Genomic DNA, 20488 nt, shown 5'->3' on the forward strand with positions numbered 1-20488 from the left:
TTCCTGCTCCTCTCAATCTAGACTCGATACAAGTCGTACTTCTATTTTTGCCCTCCTGGTTGCATTGAGCGTGCCTGCATAAAATCAATAAAGAGCTGGATAATTAGAAGCAGTTCAGTTATCTTCACGAGTACATCGAATGGATCCCACGACCCACCACTACTTGGGCTACCAAAGAAAAACCATAGGATAATGGTTAGCAAGGTATAGCCAACAAACACCAGATCAACGAGTGCATGCGTCTTTTTAAACTGGGGCAGAATGAAGGCTACAAGTAAAGCAAGATAACCAAGCCCATTGAGTAAAAAGATAAACCTGAGAGACTCATCGGGTTGAGAAGCAAGATACAAATGAGCACCAGCTGTCAGGATTCCAAGGGCCAGAATGCCAGTATAAAAAGTAATCGGCTGAGTGCGTGACAAAGTAAGTGCTTTCATGTCAATGAACCAACTTTCTTTCTCTAAAAGGTACAATGTAGCGCTCGTTCATAACGAGTGGACCTCATTGACGCACTCGGCACAAAATTTAAATTCAAAGAGCTTATACTTGCACCTTCGAACGAAAATAGAATCTTCCACACATTTCCTGCTGATCATCCATAAATACTGTGGGAATGAACATCGCACAGAGATACAGTAGTTCTCAATTTTATGAGAGCTTACCGGTCTGTTTCCTGCTAGCAACAAGAAACAGACATCGAGCAGGCACAGTACTGGTATGGTTTTCCCGTGAATATAAATGTAAATAAGGTTCTTAATGCAGATAACGAATTATCTTTGGCTATCGCATTTATCCCTGTAGCTTTATCATGATATCTTAGATAGGTTATGGTATTACCATTAAGGATCTCATGCTACAAAGAATTCTTCTTACATTAAAATTCCCAGGCACTGTTGAGATTTTTAAATATTATTAAGTATCTCATTATAGATATACATAATAAAATTGATCTTGTCAATATAGCTACAGAATAATCCAGGGCATCACAAGATTGCCTTTTACGCGTGGGTCACGCCCCGTTAATCTGATTTATACATTTGAGCGTAGAGCGGCTGGGTATCGGACCGCTTTGCTTGAAGCCGACTTGCCCGTAGCTTATCCGTTATTCTTGCTCCATTTTTCTGGTTGCATTCTTCTTCTTTGAAGAACGAGTTCCAGTTTTATGCGATCCCCATCCCATCCCATCCTATCCCATCCCATCCAATGGATTCCCAATCCGATACAGTGGTCGAACTATGTGGAGGTCTTTACCTCCTAAAGCGGTATTGATCTTGTGTGTGCAAGAAGCTTCTTTCCAGCGTGACTTTCCCCGAGCACAAAAGTAAATATTACCAAATGTTCCACAGTGGTAAATATTTACTCCTGCAAACGTGAGAGAGAATAACGAGCATTGTATTGTTTTGAATAAGTATCTTTCTTGTGTTTAGTGCGCAATGTTCATGTGTTGCAAACTACATTTGCCTGGCGTATTGGATCATGTGGTGGATATTCACATACAATGTTCAGCTTCTACTGTTTGATACAAGCAAAGCGCTGAGTGTGCCATGCGCTTGAACGTGAGTGAATGAAGGAGTGTGATTGTGCCGATAACCACAAGTAGACAGATTACGCGCTCACTTTGTCTTAATTGATGAACCTGGTTCCCTTTATGTCACATGCTCAGATTGTGCCTCCAGGTGCTTTACGCACTACAATCGGTGGTGTCCATAGTGGGGACTGTTCCTTGGGATGGATAGCTGAAAAGATGAAGTTTGAGTCTTTCTTAGAGCGCTACCACTTTGAAAAGTATGTTCTTGATGTTTGTATTGCTACGCTCGAGCAAGGTGGAGTGACGTCCAAGCTAGATACCTACCAGTTTTTATTACCTATCGAGGCCTGGGCCATCCCGAAATATCCAGATAGAACCGTGATCCTCCCCCCGGACGCGGATCTTCAACGAGAGATTACAGCGTTTATTGCCTCGAATGAGGCGTGTTTAAAGTATTCTGATAGCTGGCTGGGAACCTGGATTGAGCCGGATACCCGCAACTGCTATCTTGATGTCTCAACGCTGTGTTTTTGTCTGGATGACGCATTGCAAGCGGCGATGGCTTTGAGCCAGCAGGCACGACGCAAAATCGTTGCCCTCTATGATTTTAAACGTGGGCAGGCGATTTATTTATAAGGGAATAGAGGAACCATATGCTATGGCAGGAAGGTGCGCGTGTATGAATAGTGCTATAGATAGTCCCAAAACACACAGTATTGCTCTGGTGATTCCGGCCTGGAATGAGGCGGATGCGTTGCGTCAGCTCTTGCCGGAAATTCCTCCGCATCTAGTGCAGTGGGTGGTAGTGGTCGATAACAATAGCACGGATGCAACGGCTCAGGTGGCGCGTGCTCAGGGAGCCGTGGTGGTCAGTGAGTTACAACGTGGCTATGGACGAGCTTGCTGGCGTGGAGTGCAGACCGCCAGCGAATTGGGCGCTGATCTGGTGGTGTTTATGGATGGTGATGGCAGCGATAATCCCGCGGATTTGTCTCGTATGCTTGAGCCACTATTGAGCGAGCAGGCAGATTTTGTGATTGGATCTCGTGTTGGCCCGCAGGCTGAGGCCGGTGCTGTCCCGCCGCAGGCCCGCCTGGGTAATTGGTTGATTAGTCGTATGGTTAGTCACTTGTATGGCGTTCACATCCATGATATTGGATCGTTTCGGGCACTACGCGTTGAGATGCTGAAGGCGTTGCAGATGCAGGAGATGACGTTTGGCTGGCCTGTCGAGATGCTGGTGAAGGCCGCACGCTCCCGGTATCGTATTGTGGAATTGCCGTTGCGCTATCGCTGTCGCAGTCATGGACATTCCAAGGTTTCAGGTACGCTGTGGGGCAGTATTCGGGCCGCTAACGCGATGCTCAGTACCATGGTGCGCTATGCGAGAAAGCGGGAACTGAGGTATGTCTGATACGGCTCTGGTGCTTCTGGCACGTTATCCAGAAGCAGGCCAGGGGAAGACACGTCTGGCACAGACATTGGGAAAAGTAGAGACCATGCGTATCTATACTTCTTTCTTACGCGATCTGGCAACCCGTTTTGTGGATAGTCCTTATGATCTCCATTGGGCTTATACACCGCAGTACTGTGATTTCCTGACGTTTGCTGCGACCTTGCTCCCCGCGCCGCGAGCTGTCTCCTGGCAGGCTTTTGCGCAGCAGGGGCCCGATCTGGGAGCACGTTTGCAGTACGCTTTCAGGACCATGGCTGCCCACCAGTATAAACGCACAATCTTGATTGGTTCGGATACACCACATATCAGTCGTGCTGTGCTTGTTCAGGCCAAGCAAGCGCTGGATAGCGCCGACGTTGTCCTCGGCCCGGCAGAAGATGGTGGTTATTATCTGATCGCCATGCAGCGGCCTTACGATGTTTTCTCGGCTATCCCAATGAGTACCGAGTTGGTGCTAGAGATGACGATCGCGAAGGCGCGTCAGCAGCATTTAAAGGTGACACTCCTTGAGACGCTATTTGATATCGATACTCAGACTGATCTGCTGCGTTTGCAGCAGATGTTGCAGGAAAATAGAGAGCTGGCACCGCATACGGCGGCCTGCCTGGATGCTTTAACTGAAAGAGGTTTGCTTGTATGACTATGACTGTTGATACCCTACCACGCTCGATCTATATTGAGCCAACGAGCCGTTGTAATGAATTCTGCCAGCAGTGCCCACGCACGCTCTTGTCGCGTGAGGACGATCGCGATCTGACCTTTGAGAACTTCCTTTCTATCGTGGAACAGTTTCCTGTGCTGGAGCGTGTCGTCTTGCACGGTCTGGGTGAGCCGCTCTTAAATAAGGATCTACCCAGAATGGTGCGCTATCTGAAGGATCGTGGCACCTATGTGCTCTTTAATTCGAACGGTATTGCGCTGACGGAGGCGCGTGGACAGGCGTTGATCGATGCTGGTCTGGATGAGTATCGCCTCTCGATGGATGGCTCGACACGTGAAACTTATGCCCAGGTACGTGGCGTGGATGCTTTTGATAAGATCTGGCGCAATGTGGGTGCTTTTATCAAATTGCAGCAGGCGCAGGATGCCAGTAAACCTGCCGTCTCGCTCTGGTTTACCGCTATGCGCGAAAACTTGCATGAATTGCCTGGCCTGGTTAATCTGGCAGATGTCCATGGTGTGCGCGAAATTTATCTGCAACGCCTGGTGTATTTTGAAGAAGGATTGGCGGCTTCGAAGCAGGCGCTCTTCCATCGCTCGTCGCCGGAGGAATTGGCGATTATTCGACAGGCTGAAGAGCGGTGTAAGGAGCATGGTATTCTGTTTAAAGCTGCCGGAGCGGCTACTCCCCTGCAAAGTGTGATCCGTGATTTTGGTGAGCGCCCCTGGTCTGGTTGTCAGCGCCCTTATAATCTGACCTATATTACGTCGAGCGGCAACGTACTCTCCTGCTGTTTCGCGCCCTTTGGACATCGTAGCGCCAAAGAATATCGCGAAGAGCGTGTGCTGGGAAATATCTTCCAGGAATCCATCGAGCAAATCTGGCATGGGGAACGTTATAACGAATTCCGGCGTGCCTTTGAGAGCGATAGTCCTGCCCGCCATTGCGCGCAGTGTGGCGTCAATTGGAGTTATTAATCACAGTCGCAATGTAAAAGGTAAATACACCTATGTCGCTGATGGATTTTCCTGCTACGACACGTGAACATCACGTATTCTTCCATTGGAAGAATATGCGGCGTCTGCCCGTACTCTGCCTGCTCCTTTTATTAGCGGCTGGCTATAATATCTTCCTGGCTCTTGTTGTGCCTCCCGCTGGTCAGTCAACTGATACTTTTGCCTGGCTCTGGCTACTTAGCCTTTTGCTCTATGTAGCGGCCAGTATTGTGATTCTGACGACTCAACGCTCAACAGGACGGCGCGGCTGGCTTGAACTGGCACTCATTTTGGGCGGCGCACTCCTGCTACGTGCCCAACTTTTATGGATTCCTCCTCTCTTATCTCGCGATTCCTGGCGCTACCTGTGGGATGCACGTGTGACCCTGCATGGCTATAGCCCTTATGTCTATGCTCCAGGAAATGTGCTATTAAAATCGCTGAGAAATGTTCTGTACGACAATAGCCGCTTTCGGAATGTGCCTACCATTTATCCACCAGTTGCGCAAGGATTTTATCTGTTGAGCTATCTGCTTGCGCCTGATAATCTGGTGTTTTTGAAAGGACTATTCACGGTTTGTGAATTGGTTTCTGTGGCTGCGCTGGCTTATCTATTGCACACACGTGGACGCGATCCTGCCCTCTGCATCATCTATGCCTGGTGCCCGCTGCCGATTGTCGAGTTTGCCATTCAGGGACATCTGGATGCTCTGGTGGTGATGTTTTTGTTGTTGACAGTACTGGCAGCACAAAGCCAGCGTCGTGGGGCGCGTGTGTTGACTGGTTTCTTACTTGCGCTGGCTACCTTAACCAAGCTCTATCCAATTGTACTCCTGGCGGTGTTCCTGCGCCGACGCGATTGGACATTATTGGTAACCTGTATCCTGACGATTGTAGTGGCCTATATGCCCTATATTATTCTGGGTCATGGTCAGGTATTCGGTTTCTTTGCGAGCTATGCCAGCGAACAGGGTGGCACAAATGGCGGCTCGATCATGCTGTTTATGCATTGGTTGAGCGGACTCTTTGCACTTCCGCTGCCTGTGACCTATGTGGTGGATGTTTTGTTCGTCGGTGGCTGCGCGCTCTTTGTCTGGCTGCGACGACTTCAAGGGCGTCTATCTATGGAAGTCGGTATACTGATAATTCTGGGCGCAATCTTTCTGATTTCTACCCATATCTTTCCCTGGTATACCAGTGCCTTCTTGCCCTGGGTTGCCCTCTTGATTGGATCTCCCTGGTCCAGACGTGCTGGCTGGCAGAGCCGAGAACTGTCCGCTATCCTTGTCTGGTATTTTGTTTGTTTCTCCATTCTCTCCTATCCTCTGGGCTCACAACGTAATTGGACGTTGTACTACCGGGTGGTTTACGATGTAGTATTGGGTGGATTGGTTGTGACTTTTGTCTTGAGAAAAATCTCGCAACGCCGTGGTTTTACTCTGCTGCCTCGCCCTGTATCCGCTTCCGTTGAGGATAGTGTAGTGCGTCCTGATACCGAGGTGGATGTAAAAACGGAGCACATATAACGTGATAATGTTGAATGTTATTGGCTGAGTCTGGTAGAGATTGTTCCTTTTCATTCGGGTGGAAGGCTGTCCCATTTCTACCCACGGCTTTTTTCTCAACGAGGGAAGTGTACTCATTATGACTACTACACGCATCAAGTCGAGTGGTTCAGGTACCGCAGGCACGCCAGCACTGCCACCTGATACCTTCTCGCGCTGGCGTACGCTTATCGTGTCTGGCGGCTTTGCGCTGCTGGCGGGTTTGATCGCCAGTCTTTGCGCGACGCTGGTTATGGGCATTCTGCGCTTATGGATTGGTGTGCCTACTCCGGTGGAACTTTTTGGTGATTTCGTTCTGGTACATATCGATGTGAATACGTTTATTCACCTGTTGATCTCCTTTGGATCAAACTCGAAGCGGGGACCATTGGGGTTGGCGCTGCTGGCAATGGTGGGAATTGGGACATTGCTGGGTATTCCCTATGCCCTGCTGGTGCGTCTCAAGCTTCCGGTGTATGGCTATCGACCGGGACGACGTGAGTGGTTCATCGCACTGGGTTTCTCGCTTGTCATGACGGCCGTCGCTATTCTGCTGTTCTGGCAGCAAATCAGGCAGAATGCATTTGGCTGGCCGATAGATACGGAGCGCTGGCTCTCTAGTCTGGGACTGTTTGCCGATTTCGCGACGTATAGTTTCATCCTCTGCTGGCTGTATCGTGTGCTGCTGCCGAAAGTGATTCAACCGGAAAGAGATGCCGTGGTGGCGCGACGCCGACAATTGCTGGCTCGCAGTGGCGCGGTCGCGCTGGGTGTGGGCGCTGGTCTGGGCACATTTGGCGCGGTACAGGCATATCTGAAAAATTATACCTGGTATGATGGGATGAAAACTTCCTTCAAGAACCATATTATTCATCCCATTACGCCCAATGATGAGCATTATGTGGTCACGCAGAACGCGGTTGATCCCATGCCTGATACCAATCTCTGGCGGTTAGAGGTCACTGGCCTGGTCCAGAAGCCTGGCAGCTATAGTTATGAGGAACTGAAGAAACTTCCTTCCGACTCACGTGCGATTACCCTGGAATGCATTGCCAATGGTCCGGCTGACCATTTGATCGGTAATGCCATCTGGCATGGCGTACCGTTACGTGCATTGCTTGAGCAGCATGGGGGAGCACAAGCAACAGCGCGCTATGTCGCTTTTTATGCTGTGGATGGTTATACGATCAGTCTTCCTTTGCAAGAAGTATTGGATGCCAATGCCTTATTGGCCTGGAATATGAATGGGGTGCCATTGCCGACAAAGCATGGTTATCCATTGCGGGTACTGATTCCTGGCCGTTATGGCGAGGAGAATCCGAAGTGGTTAACACGCGTTGAACTCACCTCTGAATTCGTCCCTGGACTCTACTCCAGTCAGGGATGGTATAACGGTCCACTGCATACCACGAGCCGCATTGATAATCCTTATAAAGAAAGCGTGATGCACGTTGGACAGAGTGTTGATATGAGCGGCATCGCTTTTGCTGGTAATCGTGGTATTCAGAAGGTTGAAGTCAGTGTCGATAATGGGATATCCTGGCGTCCCGCAACGCTTGATCCAGCGATATCGCCAGATAGCTGGGTTTTCTGGAAAGCGAACTGGCAACCTGGACGCGCGGGTACCTACACACTGGCAGTACGTGCTACTGATGGGACTGGTACTGTGCAGACCGCGACTAAACAGGGCACGGTTCCTAATGGCGCTACCGGTTATGATACCTTACTTGTAACTGTTGCCTGAATTCAAGTCATCATGAACCTTCGCTCCTTTGAAGTCCAAAAATGTTTTAATAAAGGTTGTATAAAAATGTACTCAGCACATTTTTATACAACCCTTATTAAAGGCGGATGCACACATGCCTACTTACAGGCGAGCAATACGATCTTGCTGGCGATGGGAGTCTGACACATTCCTGGGATAGTGAAAACTTGTGCTTGCTCTTCAGCTATTGAACAGGTGTATGCTAGAGACAGATGACTTTATTTCATAGCACCTGTGGTGAAGTTTTCAACCAATGGGGCAAAGTCTTTATAGAACTGTTCTGCCCTATTTTCACTATTTGGATAATTGCTAACCCTAGACGCTGACTCGTATCCATGTTATCATGGTGTACAATCGTACTTTGTGGATACCTGAAGAAGGGAGTTGTGCTTCATGGGCACGAACTTGTTTCAATGGCTCTTTACAGACGCTGTTACAGCTGGATCGAATGCCAACCTGACTGGATCTGAGCCATTTCATTTCTTGTGGCCCTGGCTCATATTTTGTCTGGCCGGGTTGCTGATCACATTTTACTACTCCGTTGAGGGTCGTAAACGTTTTGTGAAGAACAAGCCGCTTATCAAATACATGTTAGACCGTTATTTAGGCTGGTTCGCGGTCATCTGTTTTATTGGCTTGCCTCTAATTGGCGCACGTGTGCTCTTAGATGGCTATTTTTTCTCCTGGCGTGCGTGGCGCTATCTCTGGTTGCTGGCATTGGTCATCTGGGCTATCGTCTGGATTGTCTATCTGGTGCGTAAGTATCCGCAGGAGAAGGCTGAATTCCTCGCATATCAGAAACGACAGCAATATATCCCGAAAGGTAACAAGCGCAAAGTGCGGACCGCATCTCGCTAGTTGAGAGGCTTGCCTTTGCCTGATAACAGAGCACGTGGATAGAAATACAGCTGGTATCATTCTCGCCGGGGGGCAGAGCTCGCGGATGGGTCGTGACAAGGCCTTCCTGCCCCTACCTGGCGTACACCCCACAACATTTAGCGCCCGATTAGCCACTTTACTGCTGACTACCTGTCAGGAAGTATTGCTGGTAGCCCGTGATGCCGAGCAGGCCGAGCAATGTTCACTCTCTCTTCCTTCTTCTCTCCGTACTACTGTCCGTGTGATCACTGATCGCGTCGTTCAGATCGGTCCTTTGATGGGTCTCTATAGTGGATTGAGCGCCATGCATGCTTCCCAGGCACTCGTAACCGCCGTAGATACTCCCTTTCTCCAGCCAGCTTTGCTGAACTTCTTACTTGAGCAATCTCGCGTACATCCAGAACAACTGTTGGTACCAATAGTGGAGGATATCCCTCAGGTCTTACTGGCTATCTATCCACGTCACATCTTGCCCATACTCGAAGCGCGCCTTGCGGAAGGACGGCGTGATCCCAGGGCATTGTTGCAGGGCACATCCGTCATAAAAATCCCAGAAGCGCAACTACGCATTTTTGATCCGCAACTACGCTCATTTATCAATCTCAATACCCCCGAAGACTTTTCTTCTTATATCCACGACTAAATCTACCGCCGAGCATCCACATACCTGTCACTGGAAGCGGATAGCAGAACTGGAGCGCTTTCTATCAGACATCGGTCGATACTTCTGTGTTGCTCAGTGTCTGAGCCTGCATGCGTCGCCAGTGCCGTTGTGCCATGAGTTTGAGTTCATCTTCAAAGCCGCGCAATGCCAGCCATTCATGGGATGCGCCGGTAACGACGATATCTGTCTCGCGCAACTGGGCGAGGGTAGTGGCTCCACTGAGCTGCATAGCTACTTTTAACTGGGCAATGATACTTTCTACGACTTCGCAGACTTTTTCATAGCTTTCACTGGCGGCCTGTAAGAAAGGAAAGCCAATGCCTACCATGGTCGCGCCCAGGGCCAGGGCACGTGCGGCATCCAATCCACTGCGTATCCCTCCAGTAGAGATTAAAGGAAGCCTGGCGGTACGTGCTTCGACAATTGCAATGGGAGTAGCTATACCCCAGTCTTTATACAGCAGACCGATATTCATGGTGCGCTCGTCGCCACGAGTCTGCGAGCGGGCAGCTTCCAGTGCTGACATACTGCTCCCGCCTGCTCCTCCCACATCGATGGCTGAAATCCCGCATGAGCGCAACAGGAGTGCCTGCTCGCGGCTGACCCCCGCTCCTGTCTCTTTAGCGATCACTGGCAGCCCGATCTGTTGTGTAAGCAGCCTCAGGGCGGCAACCTCTCCATAGGCGTTGCGATCCCCTTCGGGCTGGGCCGCCTCCTGTAAACTGTTCATATGGACCGCCAGTGCGTTAGCCTCAATCATGTGAATAGCACGTTGCACCTGTTCAAGCGTAAAGGGTGCATGTTTATCCTGCGTGATCAATTGGGGCGCGCCGATGTTGGCGATAAGAAAGGCATGCGGGGCCTGCTCGCGAGTAATGCTATAGCTGGCGGCAAGCCTGGGATCTAAGATTGCTGCGCGCTGACTTCCTACTCCCAGAGCCAAACCATAGTGCTCGGCTGCCCGTGCCAGATTTTTATTGATCATGGTGACTGCGGGATGCCCACCCGTCAATGAGGACATAAAGATAGGATAACGAAGCGCCTGCCCTAGAAAGCTGGTTGAGAGGTCGATGTTGCCAGGATCGACTTCTGGTAGCGCTTGATGGACAAATTGGATATCATTCCAGTTAGCCCTCTGGGGTGCTGAGACATCGTTTGCCAGGGCGATATTGACGTGTTCAATTTTACGTTGCGTAACTTCGTCCGCCATAAATAATAAAGGTCCTTTCTGTATCTCTCTGTACAATGACGATTGTGCCAGCCTTAAAAGGTATAGGAATCATATGACGGATGAATTGTTGCTGAAGAGGACGGGGAAGCTCCTGATTTCCAATAGGGATGCGAACGTAAGGCTTTTCAAGTGGGATTGCAAAGGGCGGCGAGCCCTTTGCCGGGGTGTGGGGTGTCCCCAAATACCCTTTTTTCTTCTTTTCTTCGCCGCCGCACGCGGCGGCGAGAGGGAGGGAAGAGACCGGGGCCAGGTTAAGGGTGCAACCCTTAACAATCCCGCTTCTGTTCGCACCTGCGGTGCTCAAAACAGTTTTAGTGTGTGGTGCAGGAAAGGTGCACAGCACCTTTCCTGCACCACACACTAAAAAGGACGCAGGCGCGCATGCGCCTGCCAGCCAGGGAGCAGCAAGATCCCGCTGGTATTGGGGACTGACACTCTCTATAAACCAATACGCTTGAATGAATAATCCACGTATTTCGTATAGTAATCTGTGCTGGTCAATTCTTCGAGTTCCTGGCGGTTCAGATAGCCAGTTACTTCTGCATCCTCGCTCAGGGCATCGACCAGGGCCGCGCCTTTAATGGCTCCCTGGCTGGTCTGAGCCCAGACCTTTTTTGCGTTGCGCTGCACAATCTTGTACGCTTCCTGGCGGCCAACGCCCTTGTCGATGAGGGCCAGCAAGATACGCTGTGAGAAGACCAGACCACCGGTCATATTCAAATTCGCCAGCATACGCTCTGCATCAACCTGGAGACCGCTGATCACATTAGTGAAGATATGGAGCATGTAGTCCAGTAGCGTGCAGGCATCTGGAATGATGATGCGCTCAGTCGAAGAGTGGCTGATGTCTCGCTCGTGCCAGAGCGCCACATTCTCCATTGCCGTTACCGCGTAGCCACGTAACAGGCGTGCCAGCCCGCAGATGCGCTCACACAGCTCTGGATTGCGCTTATGAGGCATTGAGGAGGAACCCTGCTGTCCTGAACCAAAGGGCTCAAAAGCCTCACTTAATTCTGTTCGTTGCAGGTGTCGAATCTCCTGGGCCATCTTCTCCAGAGAACTGCCAAGCAGGGCCAGTGTCGTCATAAAGTGCGCATGGCGATCACGTTGAATAATCTGATTTGAGATCGGGGCAACATGCAGACCCATCTGCTCACAGACATATTCCTCAACCTGTGGTGGTACCGAGGCGTGTGTGCCTACTGGACCTGAGATCTGTCCAAAGGCTACCTGCTCAATTGCAGCCGCAAGGCGTGTCTGATGGCGACGCAGTTCGTCGACCCAGAGTGCCAGTTTCAGACCAAAGGTCATTGGCTCGGCATGGATACCATGCGAGCGTCCGGTAATCAGGGTATATTTATGTTCAACCGCAACTTTTGCCACGGCATCAGTGAGTTGTTGCAGTCCTACCGTCAGGATCTGTCCGGCCTCTTTTAATTGAGCCGCCAGACCAGTATCCAGCACATCAGAGGAGGTCAGGCCAAGATGGATAAAGCGTCCCTCGGGACCAAGTTGTTCCTGAATAGAGCGCAGGAAGGAAATCACATCGTGGTGCGTCTCTTCCTCGATCTCATGCATACGCTGTGCATTATATTGTGCCTTACGGATTTTCTCGATGGCATCCTGAGGAATGGTGCCCTCGCGAGCCCAACCCTCACAGGCCAACAACTCAACCTGTAACCACTTATCTGTTTTGTGTTTCTCGGACCAGATAGCGGCCATTTCTGGCCTGGAATATCGTTCGATCATAAAATAGTGTTCCCTTAAGCATGCTAACAGCACAAAAGATCCGATCTCAAGTGGACAAAGTGGATAGATGCCAGCAGGCAAACCCATCTTCATCCCGAGATCGCAGTACTTTATTGGGTAATATCTCCTATCCTAGTTTATCACACTGACGCGAACCACTTCTCCTGGGCATAAATTGGGTATGGGTATTGTTATCTATGGTAGAATAAAGCAAATACAAATATGCTAAGCGTACCGGAGTCGATCTTCTGGTCGAGGAGATTCAACACACGGTTCGATATACAGCGTGGTTAACAACACAGCACAGCACATCTTGACGAAGATGTACCTTGCATGTACAATCATGCTTGCATTGCTATGAGCATTTTGACGGGTGTAGAGGTGAGGGAGGCAGGGGCGACACGCAAACACAGGCCTTCCAAGCAACGAAGCCATAAGTGTTGATATCCAGGAGATACCATGAAAACAGGAATCCATCCCAACTATGTAGAATCCACAGTGCAGTGCGCCTGTGGCCATTCTTTTAAGACAATGAGCACAAAACCTGTGTTAAAAGTTGATGTGTGCTCTCATTGCCATCCTTTTTTCACAGGCCAGCAGCGTATTCTTGACTCTGCAGGTCGCGTTGATCGTTTCCGTAAGCGCTTCAATCTGGTGGAAGAGTAATTCGTTACCATGTGGTAATCGTGTAGGGATAAAGGTGTTTTTTCGGACACCTTTATCCCTATTTCGTTTTTATCACTGTTCATAATTATCAGCAGGGGGGTGAGTCAACTGAGCGAACCAAAGCAAAGAACAATTCTTTTTCTGATTGCCGATACGGGGGCTGGACATCGTAGCGCGGCAAATGCAATCAGTAATGCTATCCGCCTTATTTCTCAACAGGAACAAGAGGAGTGGGAGGCGCGTGCTCAGAAAGAAGCGGTTGTAGCCGGGAATGCTTCAGATACTCATGGCTCATCATATTCTAAGGACGGGTCTCAGCCATTAGAATATCGCATCAAGATTGTTGATGTGTTTGAAGAGTACAGTCGTTTTCCTCTTCGTGAAGTCGTCAAGCTCTACGGTCCGACCATTCGTTATAATCCGAAATTATTTGGCGAATTTTTCAATTTCAGCAACCGTGAGGGTTCGGTAATGACGATGAGCTCATTAGCCAGTCCTCTGATTTTAAATGGATTATTGCGTCTTTTTACCACTATTCAGCCTGATGTCGTTGTTTCTATCCATCCGATTATTAATTTTGTAACGATTCGCGCCTTGCGCCAGCTGAGCTTGCCCATCCCGTTTATTACAGTAGTGACTGATCTGGTCAGTGTACATTACTCCTGGTTCGCGCCAGGAGCTGACGCTTATATCGTCCCTACGGAACAGGCAAAGCAACTCTATCTGAAGCGCAAGCTTGATCCGAAACGCGTGCATATGCTGGGCATGCCGATCGATCCCAAGTATACCCATGAGGTGAAACCAAAGGAAGCGTTGCAGCGCACTTTTGGCCTCTCACCTGACCTTCCAACTGTTTTGCTGGTGGGTGGCGGTGATGGCGCTGGTGGCTTGCATACAGCGATTCGTGCCATTTCGCAGGCGCACTTACCTGTGCAACTCATGGTAGTGACCGGTCGTAATAAAAAGTTATACGCACTTTTGCAACGCACGCGTTCGCGCCTCCATGTACCTGCTCATATTTTCGGCTTTGTCAACAACATGCCAGAATTAATGCATGCGGCGGATGTCTTGATTACCAAGGCTGGACCGGGAACGATCTGCGAGGCGCTGGCCTGCGGCTTGCCGCTCATTCTCAGTGGCTATGTGCCCGGGCAAGAAGAAGGCAATGTCGATTATGTCGTGCATAATGACGTCGGGGTGCTGGCAATGGATGCTCGCACGTTGACCGATGCGTTACGCCGTCTCTTGAAGCCGGGCTCGCCTGAATTACAACGACGACTCCAGAATGCCGCCAGGATTAGTCGACCAGCCTCTTCTTTTGATATTGGACGGAAGATCTTAAGTTTTCTTCCGGCGGCGGATCAGCCCGGTGTCTGGCAATCGCAGCACTCACATATGGTGCAGGAGCAGATGTCTGGTCGCCTGCATTCCGCGATCCGCATTCGACGCCTGCGCTCTCATTTGACCAGTCCAATTTCGATCTCTAAGAACACAGTGATGCGGCGCTTCTCGAAGACACAGGATATTTCGAGCGAGCAGCCAGGAGCAGTGACGAAGGCATCCCGGCGCCATAAGCGAAATTGGATGTAAAGGACGTGAAAGGATTTTCCTGCCATGGCAAAGTTTTATTATGGCGGTCAGGCTGTGATGGAGGGCGTGATGATGCGCGGCCGCAATGGGGTTGCGGTTGCGGTACGGCGACCTGCCGGGGATATTTATGTCTATGAGGAGGCTCTGACCTCAAAAGTCTATACAAATAAGCTTTTTCGCTTGCCGTTCTTGCGCGGAATGGTCCTGTTATGGGAAATGTTGGTATTGGGGACGCGTTTGATGACGCTTTCTGCTAATATCTCTTCAGGGGCAGTTGAACCGGCGGCGTTGGATGGCGCAAATGTCCTGGGCGGTACCTCTCAGAAGTCAGAGGATGATGATGAGGCACGCCCGGCAGCAATTGGTGGGGCTTCACTGGCGCTCACGATGGTTGTTTCGCTCGGCTTTGCTGTGGCGATATTTTTTATCGGTCCCTTACTATTGGCAAGTTTGTTAGGTCCTGTGCTCGGCGGCGGTCTCCTGAATCTGTTGCTTGAAGGTGTGATTCGACTGGCCTTACTGCTGGGTTATCTGACATTGATTGGACGTGTTCCTGATATTCAGCGTGTCTTTGGCTATCATGGTGCCGAGCATAAAGCGATCAATACCATGGAGCAGGGCTATCCATTGGATGTCGAGCATGTACGGCAGGCTTCACGCGTCCATACACGCTGCGGCACCGGCTTTCTGTTGCTGGTGATGGTTGTTTCTATTATCGTGTTTGCCTTTATTGGCTCTCCACCATTGCTGATAAAAGTGCTTTCACGTGTCGTGCTGGTACCGGTAGTCGCTGGTATTGCTTATGAGTTAATGCGATTGGGTGCGGCAAATTATCGCTATCGCGTGGTACGCTGGCTGTTGGCTCCTGGCCTGGCCTTGCAGGGACTAACAACGCGTGAGCCGGATGATAGTATGATTGAGTGCGCGATTGCTTCATTAAATAATGTGGTTGCTCGTGATAACGAGGTTGTGGTTGAGCCTGTAATTGAGCCAGCGTTGCAGCGCGAAGATCCTGTCTTGCCTGCTTCAGCGTTCGCTCCGCAAGTACAGTCACAGCCATAAAATGGGATGCATGGGTAGCTAGAAAGATTAGCAAGGTATGTCGTCAGAATCGGTTAAGCCTCCTTCGATTGAGGAGCGCAGAGGGGAAGAAACAGCCCCCACTTCAGCGGCAGCCGAGGCGCCGTTGATCCGTTTTTCGTTTCTGCGTTGGGCGACCAGTGGTGTGCTACGTCTGATCTATCGGCGTTGGACCCGGATCGCGGTACGTTTGTTTCCAGAAAATTCGCGCTCTGAATATATCGCCCGCCTTTTACATATTCCGTTGCCCGATAATCTGAATATGAGTTGGGTTACCGAACACCTCTCAGTCGGTGGACGGGTACGGCCTGAGGATATCAAAGCCTTGAGCCAGGCTGGCGTGAGCCATGTGATTGATACACGTTCAGAGTATTGCGATGATAAAGCAGCTCTGGCTGACGAAAAGATCGATTTGCTCTATCTGCCAACTCCTGATACCTATCCTCTCTCCGTTGAGCAATTGATGGAGGGTGCGGCGTGGGCGAATGAGAAGATCAGCCAGGGCGGACGCGTCTTGATCCATTGTGAGCATGGTGTGGGGCGCAGTGTCCTGTTGACCTGCGCGACGCTTGTCTACGGTGGTATGCACGCCAGCGACGCTCTAGAACTGGTGAAGCGGAAACGCTGGCAGGCGGCACCTAATCAGAGGCAGGTGGCGCGGTTGAGGGAGTTTGAAGCCTCGTTCCGAGCGCGTTCACTGCCTAACGCATAGCGTTCAATCGCGACTGCCACGCCATCCTCAAGATTGGTGGTCGTCACAGCATTGGCGATGGCCTTGACTTCTGCGGGAGCCTGGCCCATCGCCACACCCCAGCCTGCAGCCTTAATCATTTCCCGATCATTATTGTTATCCCCCAGGGCCATTACATTGGCGAGTGGTATGTTGAGATGATGAGCTAACCTGAGCACTCCAGTAGCTTTGCTACAGTCCGCATGCATAATAGTGATTTCAGCGGTTCCATAATTGCCTCGTTTAATGGTATTCCAGGCACAGGGGAGCTGTGCGACGAAAGGGGCGACGCGGGCTATCGCCTCTTCACTGGCAAAGCTGACGACACGGATTGGGTCTGGCTGACCAAGACAGAGTTGAGCATGTGTCAGACGATGCACGCGAGGGAACTCTTGAAAATAACCTGCTAGTTCAGGATTATCGAACTCTGCCAGACCACTCCATGTCTGCTCCATTGTGCCGTCGATATGATGAATGATTGGTTGGAGATCGTATTCGATCAGGATGTCCACTGCCTGTTGGGCGATATGAGCCTCAAGCAACTGTGTATGTAAGACATCGGCAGCAGGATGATCGATAATCAGTGCTCCATCACAGGTAATCAAGGGAATATCGATGCCCAGTTCATCCGCGAAGTGCTTGCTGTTTTCGTAACGGCGTGCCGTTGCCAGAGTGACGATAATACCAGCTTCCTGTGCTGCCTGGATAGCCTCGCGGGTGCGGGATGAGATAGTCTTCTGAGGAGTGAGTAGCGTGCCATCAATGTCAATTGCGATCAGTTGAATATTCGCAGGTTGTGTTATCATAAAGTGGCTCCACATATCGTTACTAGAGAATTTAGCCATACAATGTGCTTTCATTATACATCATCAATACCCCTCTGAAATGGAAGGATGCATATGCAAGAAGATACTATCTCTGGCCAGAAGAAGCCACGTCCTGTTCAACAGGCTTTAACGGGAACCGGGGATGAGGAGGCACGCGTTCAGCCCATTCAACGCCCCTACTGGGTGGATGTGACTGGCTATCCTCTGTTACCGGATGAGCAGCCGCAGGGCACGGTACGCGATAGCCTCTATGATCTGATCCCTCTGGGGGCACGTGAATTGAAGCTGATTAATACTCCTGCATTCCTCCGTTTGCAGCAAGTGAAGCAACTGGGCTTTGTCTATCGTGTCTGGCCGGGGGCAACTCACTCACGCTATGAGCATAGCCTGGGTTGTTATCATCTGGCGGTGCGGGCGCTACGGGCTTTACTGATGCGTGGCGAGCAGGGTGGCCTGCATGGAGTCGCCCTCAGTAGTATTCAAACCCTGTTTGTGGCGGCTCTGTTGCACGATATCGGCCATTATCCTTTCTCACATACGATTGAAAATCTCGGTTATCCAATCATCGATCATGAGCAGGTGGGACGGGGGATTATTGAGAAGAGTGAGATTGCGGTGATCTTAGAGCGCGACTATCACCTTTCGCCTGAACGCGTGGCCGATTTTATTGATCCTCCTCATGCCCGTTCCATGCGCGCGGATGATGAGTTGCTCAGGCATCTTTTGAGTGGCGCGTTAGATATCGATAAACTGGATTATCTGCCAAGGGATGCGCGGGCCTGTAATGTGCCCTATGGTGGTGTCGATGTGTCGCGCCTTTTGAGTGCTTTGCGTATTCATCGCGATCCTCACGGCCAGCGGAGCCTGGTGGTGACGCATAAAGGAATTAGTCCTTTGCATTCGTTGCTGCATGCACGGCAGGAGATGTTTGATAATATTTACTGGCATCATACTGGTCGGGCTTTCCAGATTATGTTAGTACGGGCTGTCCATGATGCTTTGAGTTTTCAGGCTGTGACGGGCGAACAATTGATGGGTTTAACGGATGCTGGATTGCTTTCTTTATTACTATCCCCTTCTATGCCTGCCAGTACACGAGCGCTGACGCTGGACCTTGAAATGCGTCGGCCCTATAAGGCGGTGCTGGAGGTAAGTCCTGCGGCTGGCAGCCTGTTCAGACGGTTGGAGGCGCTCTTCTGGGATTCCGCTCGGCGACGCAGCATTGAACAGAAGCTCTCAGCCGAACTGACGAACTCCCTGGCTTTAGAGATTGCTGATTATGAGATATTGTTTGATATTCCACGTCCCGAAAAATGGGAAATGGACCTGTGGATTTCCTACGAGAATCCACCTATTGGTATGAAACCCTTGATGAAATGGGTTGAGGCTACCGGTTTGCAATCCGATGATCTGGCTCGTTATGAGCAACATCAGCGCCGTATTCGCATTGTAACGACAGAACGGTTACGCTCAGAGATCCTTCAAAGACAACTGGATGTCCTGCTCCCACTGGTTGAGCGCTTGATAGCATAAGGTTGGGGCAGGTGGCAGAGATGCCCGTTTGTTTTAGCGGTGCCGATGCTTTGCCTGCAGTATTTTAGCTTTTCTTCTTTTCTTTGCGTTGATACATCAGGCGCAAAGACTTTTCATAGATGCGGATGGCTGGTGCGTCATCGGGTTCAAGGCGTTTGGCTCGTTCTGCGATGCTTACCGCCTCGCGATAGCGTTCCAGGCGATAGAGGGTATCAGCTTTGATGGTCAGGTAACGAACATTGGATGCGTCCAGCGCGATCAGGCGGTCCAGCACATCATTGGCTTCGCTGAACTGACCGAGCCCGCGCAGGCCGCGCATATAGTTTTCCCAGGCCAGTGGATTATTGGGTGTACTCTGGATTAACTGACTCGACCAGGCTTGCAATTCACTATACATTTCCAGGGCACGAAAGGCTTTGATACCCATCGTGATCGTACGAACATCCTGTGGAGCAAGCCGGAGAGCGGCTTGTGCCAGCGGAATAACTTCAGTCATGCGCCCAATATTGCAGAGGATATCCCCTTTCATCTGTAACGCAAAGAGTTGTTGGGGATCGAGGGCCAGACTCTGATCAAAAGCCTCCAGGGCCTCGCCCAGCCGGTTAAAATTGAGTAGTGCTACACCATAGTTCGCCCAGGCACGTGAATCAGTGGCTGCCAGTTTGGTGGCATGTTGCGCACTCTTTAGTGCCTCAGGAAATTTCTCCTGTATCAGTTGCAGTCCACTCCGATTAATCCAGGCCAGGCCCAGATGTGTATCCAGCAGCAGAGCCTGATCATTGGCAATCGTCGCCTGCGAGATGCGTTCCATCTTTTGTAGTGCGCGGGCTTTATATGCCAGCGCGGGAGCGGAGTTGGGAGTGATTTCCAGAATATGTTTAGCCGTATCGTAGAGTGTTTCAAATTGATTAAGCTTATCGAGCACTTCCGCCAGACCGAGCAGAGCTTCTTCATCATGAGCATCAGCAGCAAGTAGTGCCAGGAACGCCTCGCAGGCACGAGGCCAGTTTCCGGCGGCCAGTAATGCATGGGCACGCTGGCGCAGTTCTTCTGTTGCTGTCTGAGTCAGTTCTGACTGTTTCTGACTATCACTATTCACCATCTCGGGTGTCGATTGTTGTGTTGAGAGGAATGTCAAATCGTGTTCCCTCTCATGCTTTATCTGCTCATCCAATAGTTAGTGCACTCCATCTTCCACTCAATTTGTTCCCCTATTATCTCATTATCGACAATGATGAGCAACCCCTTTGTCTCCTGCCCGGTGGAGCGATCTCCAAATCTCATGTAGGGGAGTGCAGGAAAGACAGAAAGCCACTACCAGGGCACAACAGAAGTGTTGTGTGATCCAAATCTCATGCAGGGGGTGCAGGGGGACCGCAGTCCCCCTGCCGGGGCGTGGGGTGTCCCCACCCATTCCCCTCTCCCCTCTGCCGAAGGCAGCAAATAAAAGAGATTAGGAAGCCCTGGCAGGGCTTTCCAATTCTAAAAAACGGAACAGTAGCCAGTGAGCAAGAGATCAAGAGCCTTGTCATACGATGCATCAAAATAGCGCATCTGTCGGGCAACATTGCACACGCCGACACGATCCAT

The 20488-nt window shown here is 50.6% G+C and carries 18 protein-coding genes; 13 read left to right on the top strand and 5 right to left on the bottom strand.

The genetic code is table 11. The annotated features are described in order from the left end of the window. Positions 1 to 41: 41 nt before the first annotated feature. Positions 42 to 437, bottom strand: coding sequence for a DUF7475 family protein (locus F1593_RS19030; protein WP_149403151.1), 396 nt, complete (start codon positions 435 to 437; stop codon positions 42 to 44). 1307 nt (positions 438 to 1744) lie between these two features. Between F1593_RS19030 and F1593_RS19035 the strand changes: the two genes are divergently transcribed. From F1593_RS19035 to mobA, 8 genes are all read left to right on the top strand, one after another. Then, on the top strand, positions 1745 to 2164 hold the full coding sequence (locus F1593_RS19035; protein WP_149403152.1) for a hypothetical protein: 420 nt from the start codon (positions 1745 to 1747) through the stop codon (positions 2162 to 2164). Between the two features lie 43 nt (positions 2165 to 2207). Then, positions 2208 to 2942 (top strand): glycosyltransferase family 2 protein, encoded by a 735-nt coding sequence (locus F1593_RS19040; RefSeq protein ID WP_172632254.1) that lies wholly within the window; start codon positions 2208 to 2210, stop codon positions 2940 to 2942. Further along, a complete protein-coding gene (locus tag F1593_RS19045) occupies positions 2935 to 3624 on the top strand; it encodes a TIGR04282 family arsenosugar biosynthesis glycosyltransferase (protein ID WP_149403154.1) in 690 nt (229 codons plus the stop codon). Before F1593_RS19040 ends, F1593_RS19045 begins: the two co-directional genes overlap by 8 nt. After that, complete coding sequence (locus F1593_RS19050; RefSeq protein ID WP_149403155.1) at positions 3621 to 4622, top strand: radical SAM protein; 1002 nt, start codon at positions 3621 to 3623, stop codon at positions 4620 to 4622. The genes F1593_RS19045 and F1593_RS19050 overlap by 4 nt, the downstream gene beginning before the upstream one ends. Positions 4623 to 4654: 32 nt before the next feature. Then, entirely contained in the window at positions 4655 to 6166 is a 1512-nt protein-coding gene (locus F1593_RS19055) for a glycosyltransferase 87 family protein (protein ID WP_149403156.1), read from the top strand. 118 nt (positions 6167 to 6284) lie between these two features. Then, entirely contained in the window at positions 6285 to 7928 is a 1644-nt protein-coding gene (locus tag F1593_RS19060; protein WP_149403157.1) for a molybdopterin-dependent oxidoreductase, read from the top strand. 414 nt (positions 7929 to 8342) lie between these two features. Next, positions 8343 to 8807 (top strand): hypothetical protein, encoded by a 465-nt coding sequence (locus F1593_RS19065; protein WP_149403158.1) that lies wholly within the window; start codon positions 8343 to 8345, stop codon positions 8805 to 8807. Positions 8808 to 8841: 34 nt separating this feature from the next. Continuing rightward, a complete protein-coding gene (gene mobA, locus F1593_RS19070) occupies positions 8842 to 9471 on the top strand; it encodes a molybdenum cofactor guanylyltransferase (RefSeq protein ID WP_216368920.1) in 630 nt (209 codons plus the stop codon). A 64-nt stretch (positions 9472 to 9535) separates the two neighbouring features. Here mobA and fni read toward each other — a convergent pair whose 3' ends face one another. Together fni and purB are read right to left on the bottom strand one after the other, a co-directional pair. Then, complete coding sequence (gene fni, locus F1593_RS19075) at positions 9536 to 10702, bottom strand: type 2 isopentenyl-diphosphate Delta-isomerase (RefSeq protein WP_149403160.1); 1167 nt, start codon at positions 10700 to 10702, stop codon at positions 9536 to 9538. A gap of 459 nt (positions 10703 to 11161) precedes the next feature. Continuing rightward, on the bottom strand, positions 11162 to 12472 hold the full coding sequence (gene purB / locus F1593_RS19080; protein ID WP_149403161.1) for an adenylosuccinate lyase: 1311 nt from the start codon (positions 12470 to 12472) through the stop codon (positions 11162 to 11164). A gap of 459 nt (positions 12473 to 12931) precedes the next feature. Between purB and rpmE the strand changes: the two genes are divergently transcribed. From rpmE to F1593_RS19100, 4 genes are all read left to right on the top strand, one after another. Continuing rightward, positions 12932 to 13138 (top strand): 50S ribosomal protein L31, encoded by a 207-nt coding sequence (gene rpmE, locus F1593_RS19085; protein WP_149403162.1) that lies wholly within the window; start codon positions 12932 to 12934, stop codon positions 13136 to 13138. A 99-nt stretch (positions 13139 to 13237) separates the two neighbouring features. Next, a complete protein-coding gene (locus F1593_RS19090) occupies positions 13238 to 14728 on the top strand; it encodes an MGDG synthase family glycosyltransferase (RefSeq protein ID WP_235932631.1) in 1491 nt (496 codons plus the stop codon). 24 nt (positions 14729 to 14752) lie between these two features. Further along, positions 14753 to 15790 (top strand): DUF1385 domain-containing protein, encoded by a 1038-nt coding sequence (locus F1593_RS19095; protein WP_149403163.1) that lies wholly within the window; start codon positions 14753 to 14755, stop codon positions 15788 to 15790. A gap of 37 nt (positions 15791 to 15827) precedes the next feature. Then, on the top strand, positions 15828 to 16520 hold the full coding sequence (locus tag F1593_RS19100; protein WP_149403164.1) for a protein-tyrosine phosphatase family protein: 693 nt from the start codon (positions 15828 to 15830) through the stop codon (positions 16518 to 16520). Here the strand turns inward: F1593_RS19100 and F1593_RS19105 are convergent. Next, on the bottom strand, positions 16451 to 17344 hold the full coding sequence (locus tag F1593_RS19105) for a Cof-type HAD-IIB family hydrolase (RefSeq protein WP_172632255.1): 894 nt from the start codon (positions 17342 to 17344) through the stop codon (positions 16451 to 16453). The genes F1593_RS19100 and F1593_RS19105 overlap by 70 nt on opposite strands. 93 nt (positions 17345 to 17437) lie before the next feature. Between F1593_RS19105 and F1593_RS19110 the strand changes: the two genes are divergently transcribed. Beyond that, entirely contained in the window at positions 17438 to 18898 is a 1461-nt protein-coding gene (locus F1593_RS19110; protein WP_172632256.1) for an HD domain-containing protein, read from the top strand. A gap of 64 nt (positions 18899 to 18962) precedes the next feature. Here the strand turns inward: F1593_RS19110 and F1593_RS19115 are convergent, their stop codons facing one another. Then, on the bottom strand, positions 18963 to 20072 hold the full coding sequence (locus tag F1593_RS19115; protein WP_149403167.1) for a tetratricopeptide repeat protein: 1110 nt from the start codon (positions 20070 to 20072) through the stop codon (positions 18963 to 18965). Between the last annotated feature and the right edge of the window lie 416 nt (positions 20073 to 20488).

The sequence above is a fragment of the Dictyobacter arantiisoli genome, assembly GCF_008326305.1.
Lineage (GTDB): Bacteria > Chloroflexota > Ktedonobacteria > Ktedonobacterales > Ktedonobacteraceae > Dictyobacter > Dictyobacter arantiisoli.

Excerpts from the sequence above, each read along its gene's own strand:
- F1593_RS19030 (WP_149403151.1), bottom strand. The coding sequence starts at position 437 with ATGAAAGCACTTACTTTGTCACGCACTCAGCCGATTACTTTTTATACT.
- F1593_RS19035 (WP_149403152.1), top strand. The coding sequence starts at position 1,745 with ATGAAGTTTGAGTCTTTCTTAGAGCGCTACCACTTTGAAAAGTATGTT.
- F1593_RS19040 (WP_172632254.1), top strand. The coding sequence starts at position 2,208 with ATGAATAGTGCTATAGATAGTCCCAAAACACACAGTATTGCTCTGGTG.
- F1593_RS19045 (WP_149403154.1), top strand. The coding sequence starts at position 2,935 with ATGTCTGATACGGCTCTGGTGCTTCTGGCACGTTATCCAGAAGCAGGC.
- F1593_RS19050 (WP_149403155.1), top strand. The coding sequence starts at position 3,621 with ATGACTATGACTGTTGATACCCTACCACGCTCGATCTATATTGAGCCA.
- F1593_RS19055 (WP_149403156.1), top strand. The coding sequence starts at position 4,655 with ATGTCGCTGATGGATTTTCCTGCTACGACACGTGAACATCACGTATTC.
- F1593_RS19060 (WP_149403157.1), top strand. The coding sequence starts at position 6,285 with ATGACTACTACACGCATCAAGTCGAGTGGTTCAGGTACCGCAGGCACG.
- F1593_RS19065 (WP_149403158.1), top strand. The coding sequence starts at position 8,343 with ATGGGCACGAACTTGTTTCAATGGCTCTTTACAGACGCTGTTACAGCT.
- fni (WP_149403160.1), bottom strand. The coding sequence starts at position 10,702 with ATGGCGGACGAAGTTACGCAACGTAAAATTGAACACGTCAATATCGCC.
- purB (WP_149403161.1), bottom strand. The coding sequence starts at position 12,472 with ATGATCGAACGATATTCCAGGCCAGAAATGGCCGCTATCTGGTCCGAG.
- rpmE (WP_149403162.1), top strand. The coding sequence starts at position 12,932 with ATGAAAACAGGAATCCATCCCAACTATGTAGAATCCACAGTGCAGTGC.
- F1593_RS19095 (WP_149403163.1), top strand. The coding sequence starts at position 14,753 with ATGGCAAAGTTTTATTATGGCGGTCAGGCTGTGATGGAGGGCGTGATG.
- F1593_RS19100 (WP_149403164.1), top strand. The coding sequence starts at position 15,828 with ATGTCGTCAGAATCGGTTAAGCCTCCTTCGATTGAGGAGCGCAGAGGG.
- F1593_RS19105 (WP_172632255.1), bottom strand. The coding sequence starts at position 17,344 with ATGATAACACAACCTGCGAATATTCAACTGATCGCAATTGACATTGAT.
- F1593_RS19110 (WP_172632256.1), top strand. The coding sequence starts at position 17,438 with ATGCAAGAAGATACTATCTCTGGCCAGAAGAAGCCACGTCCTGTTCAA.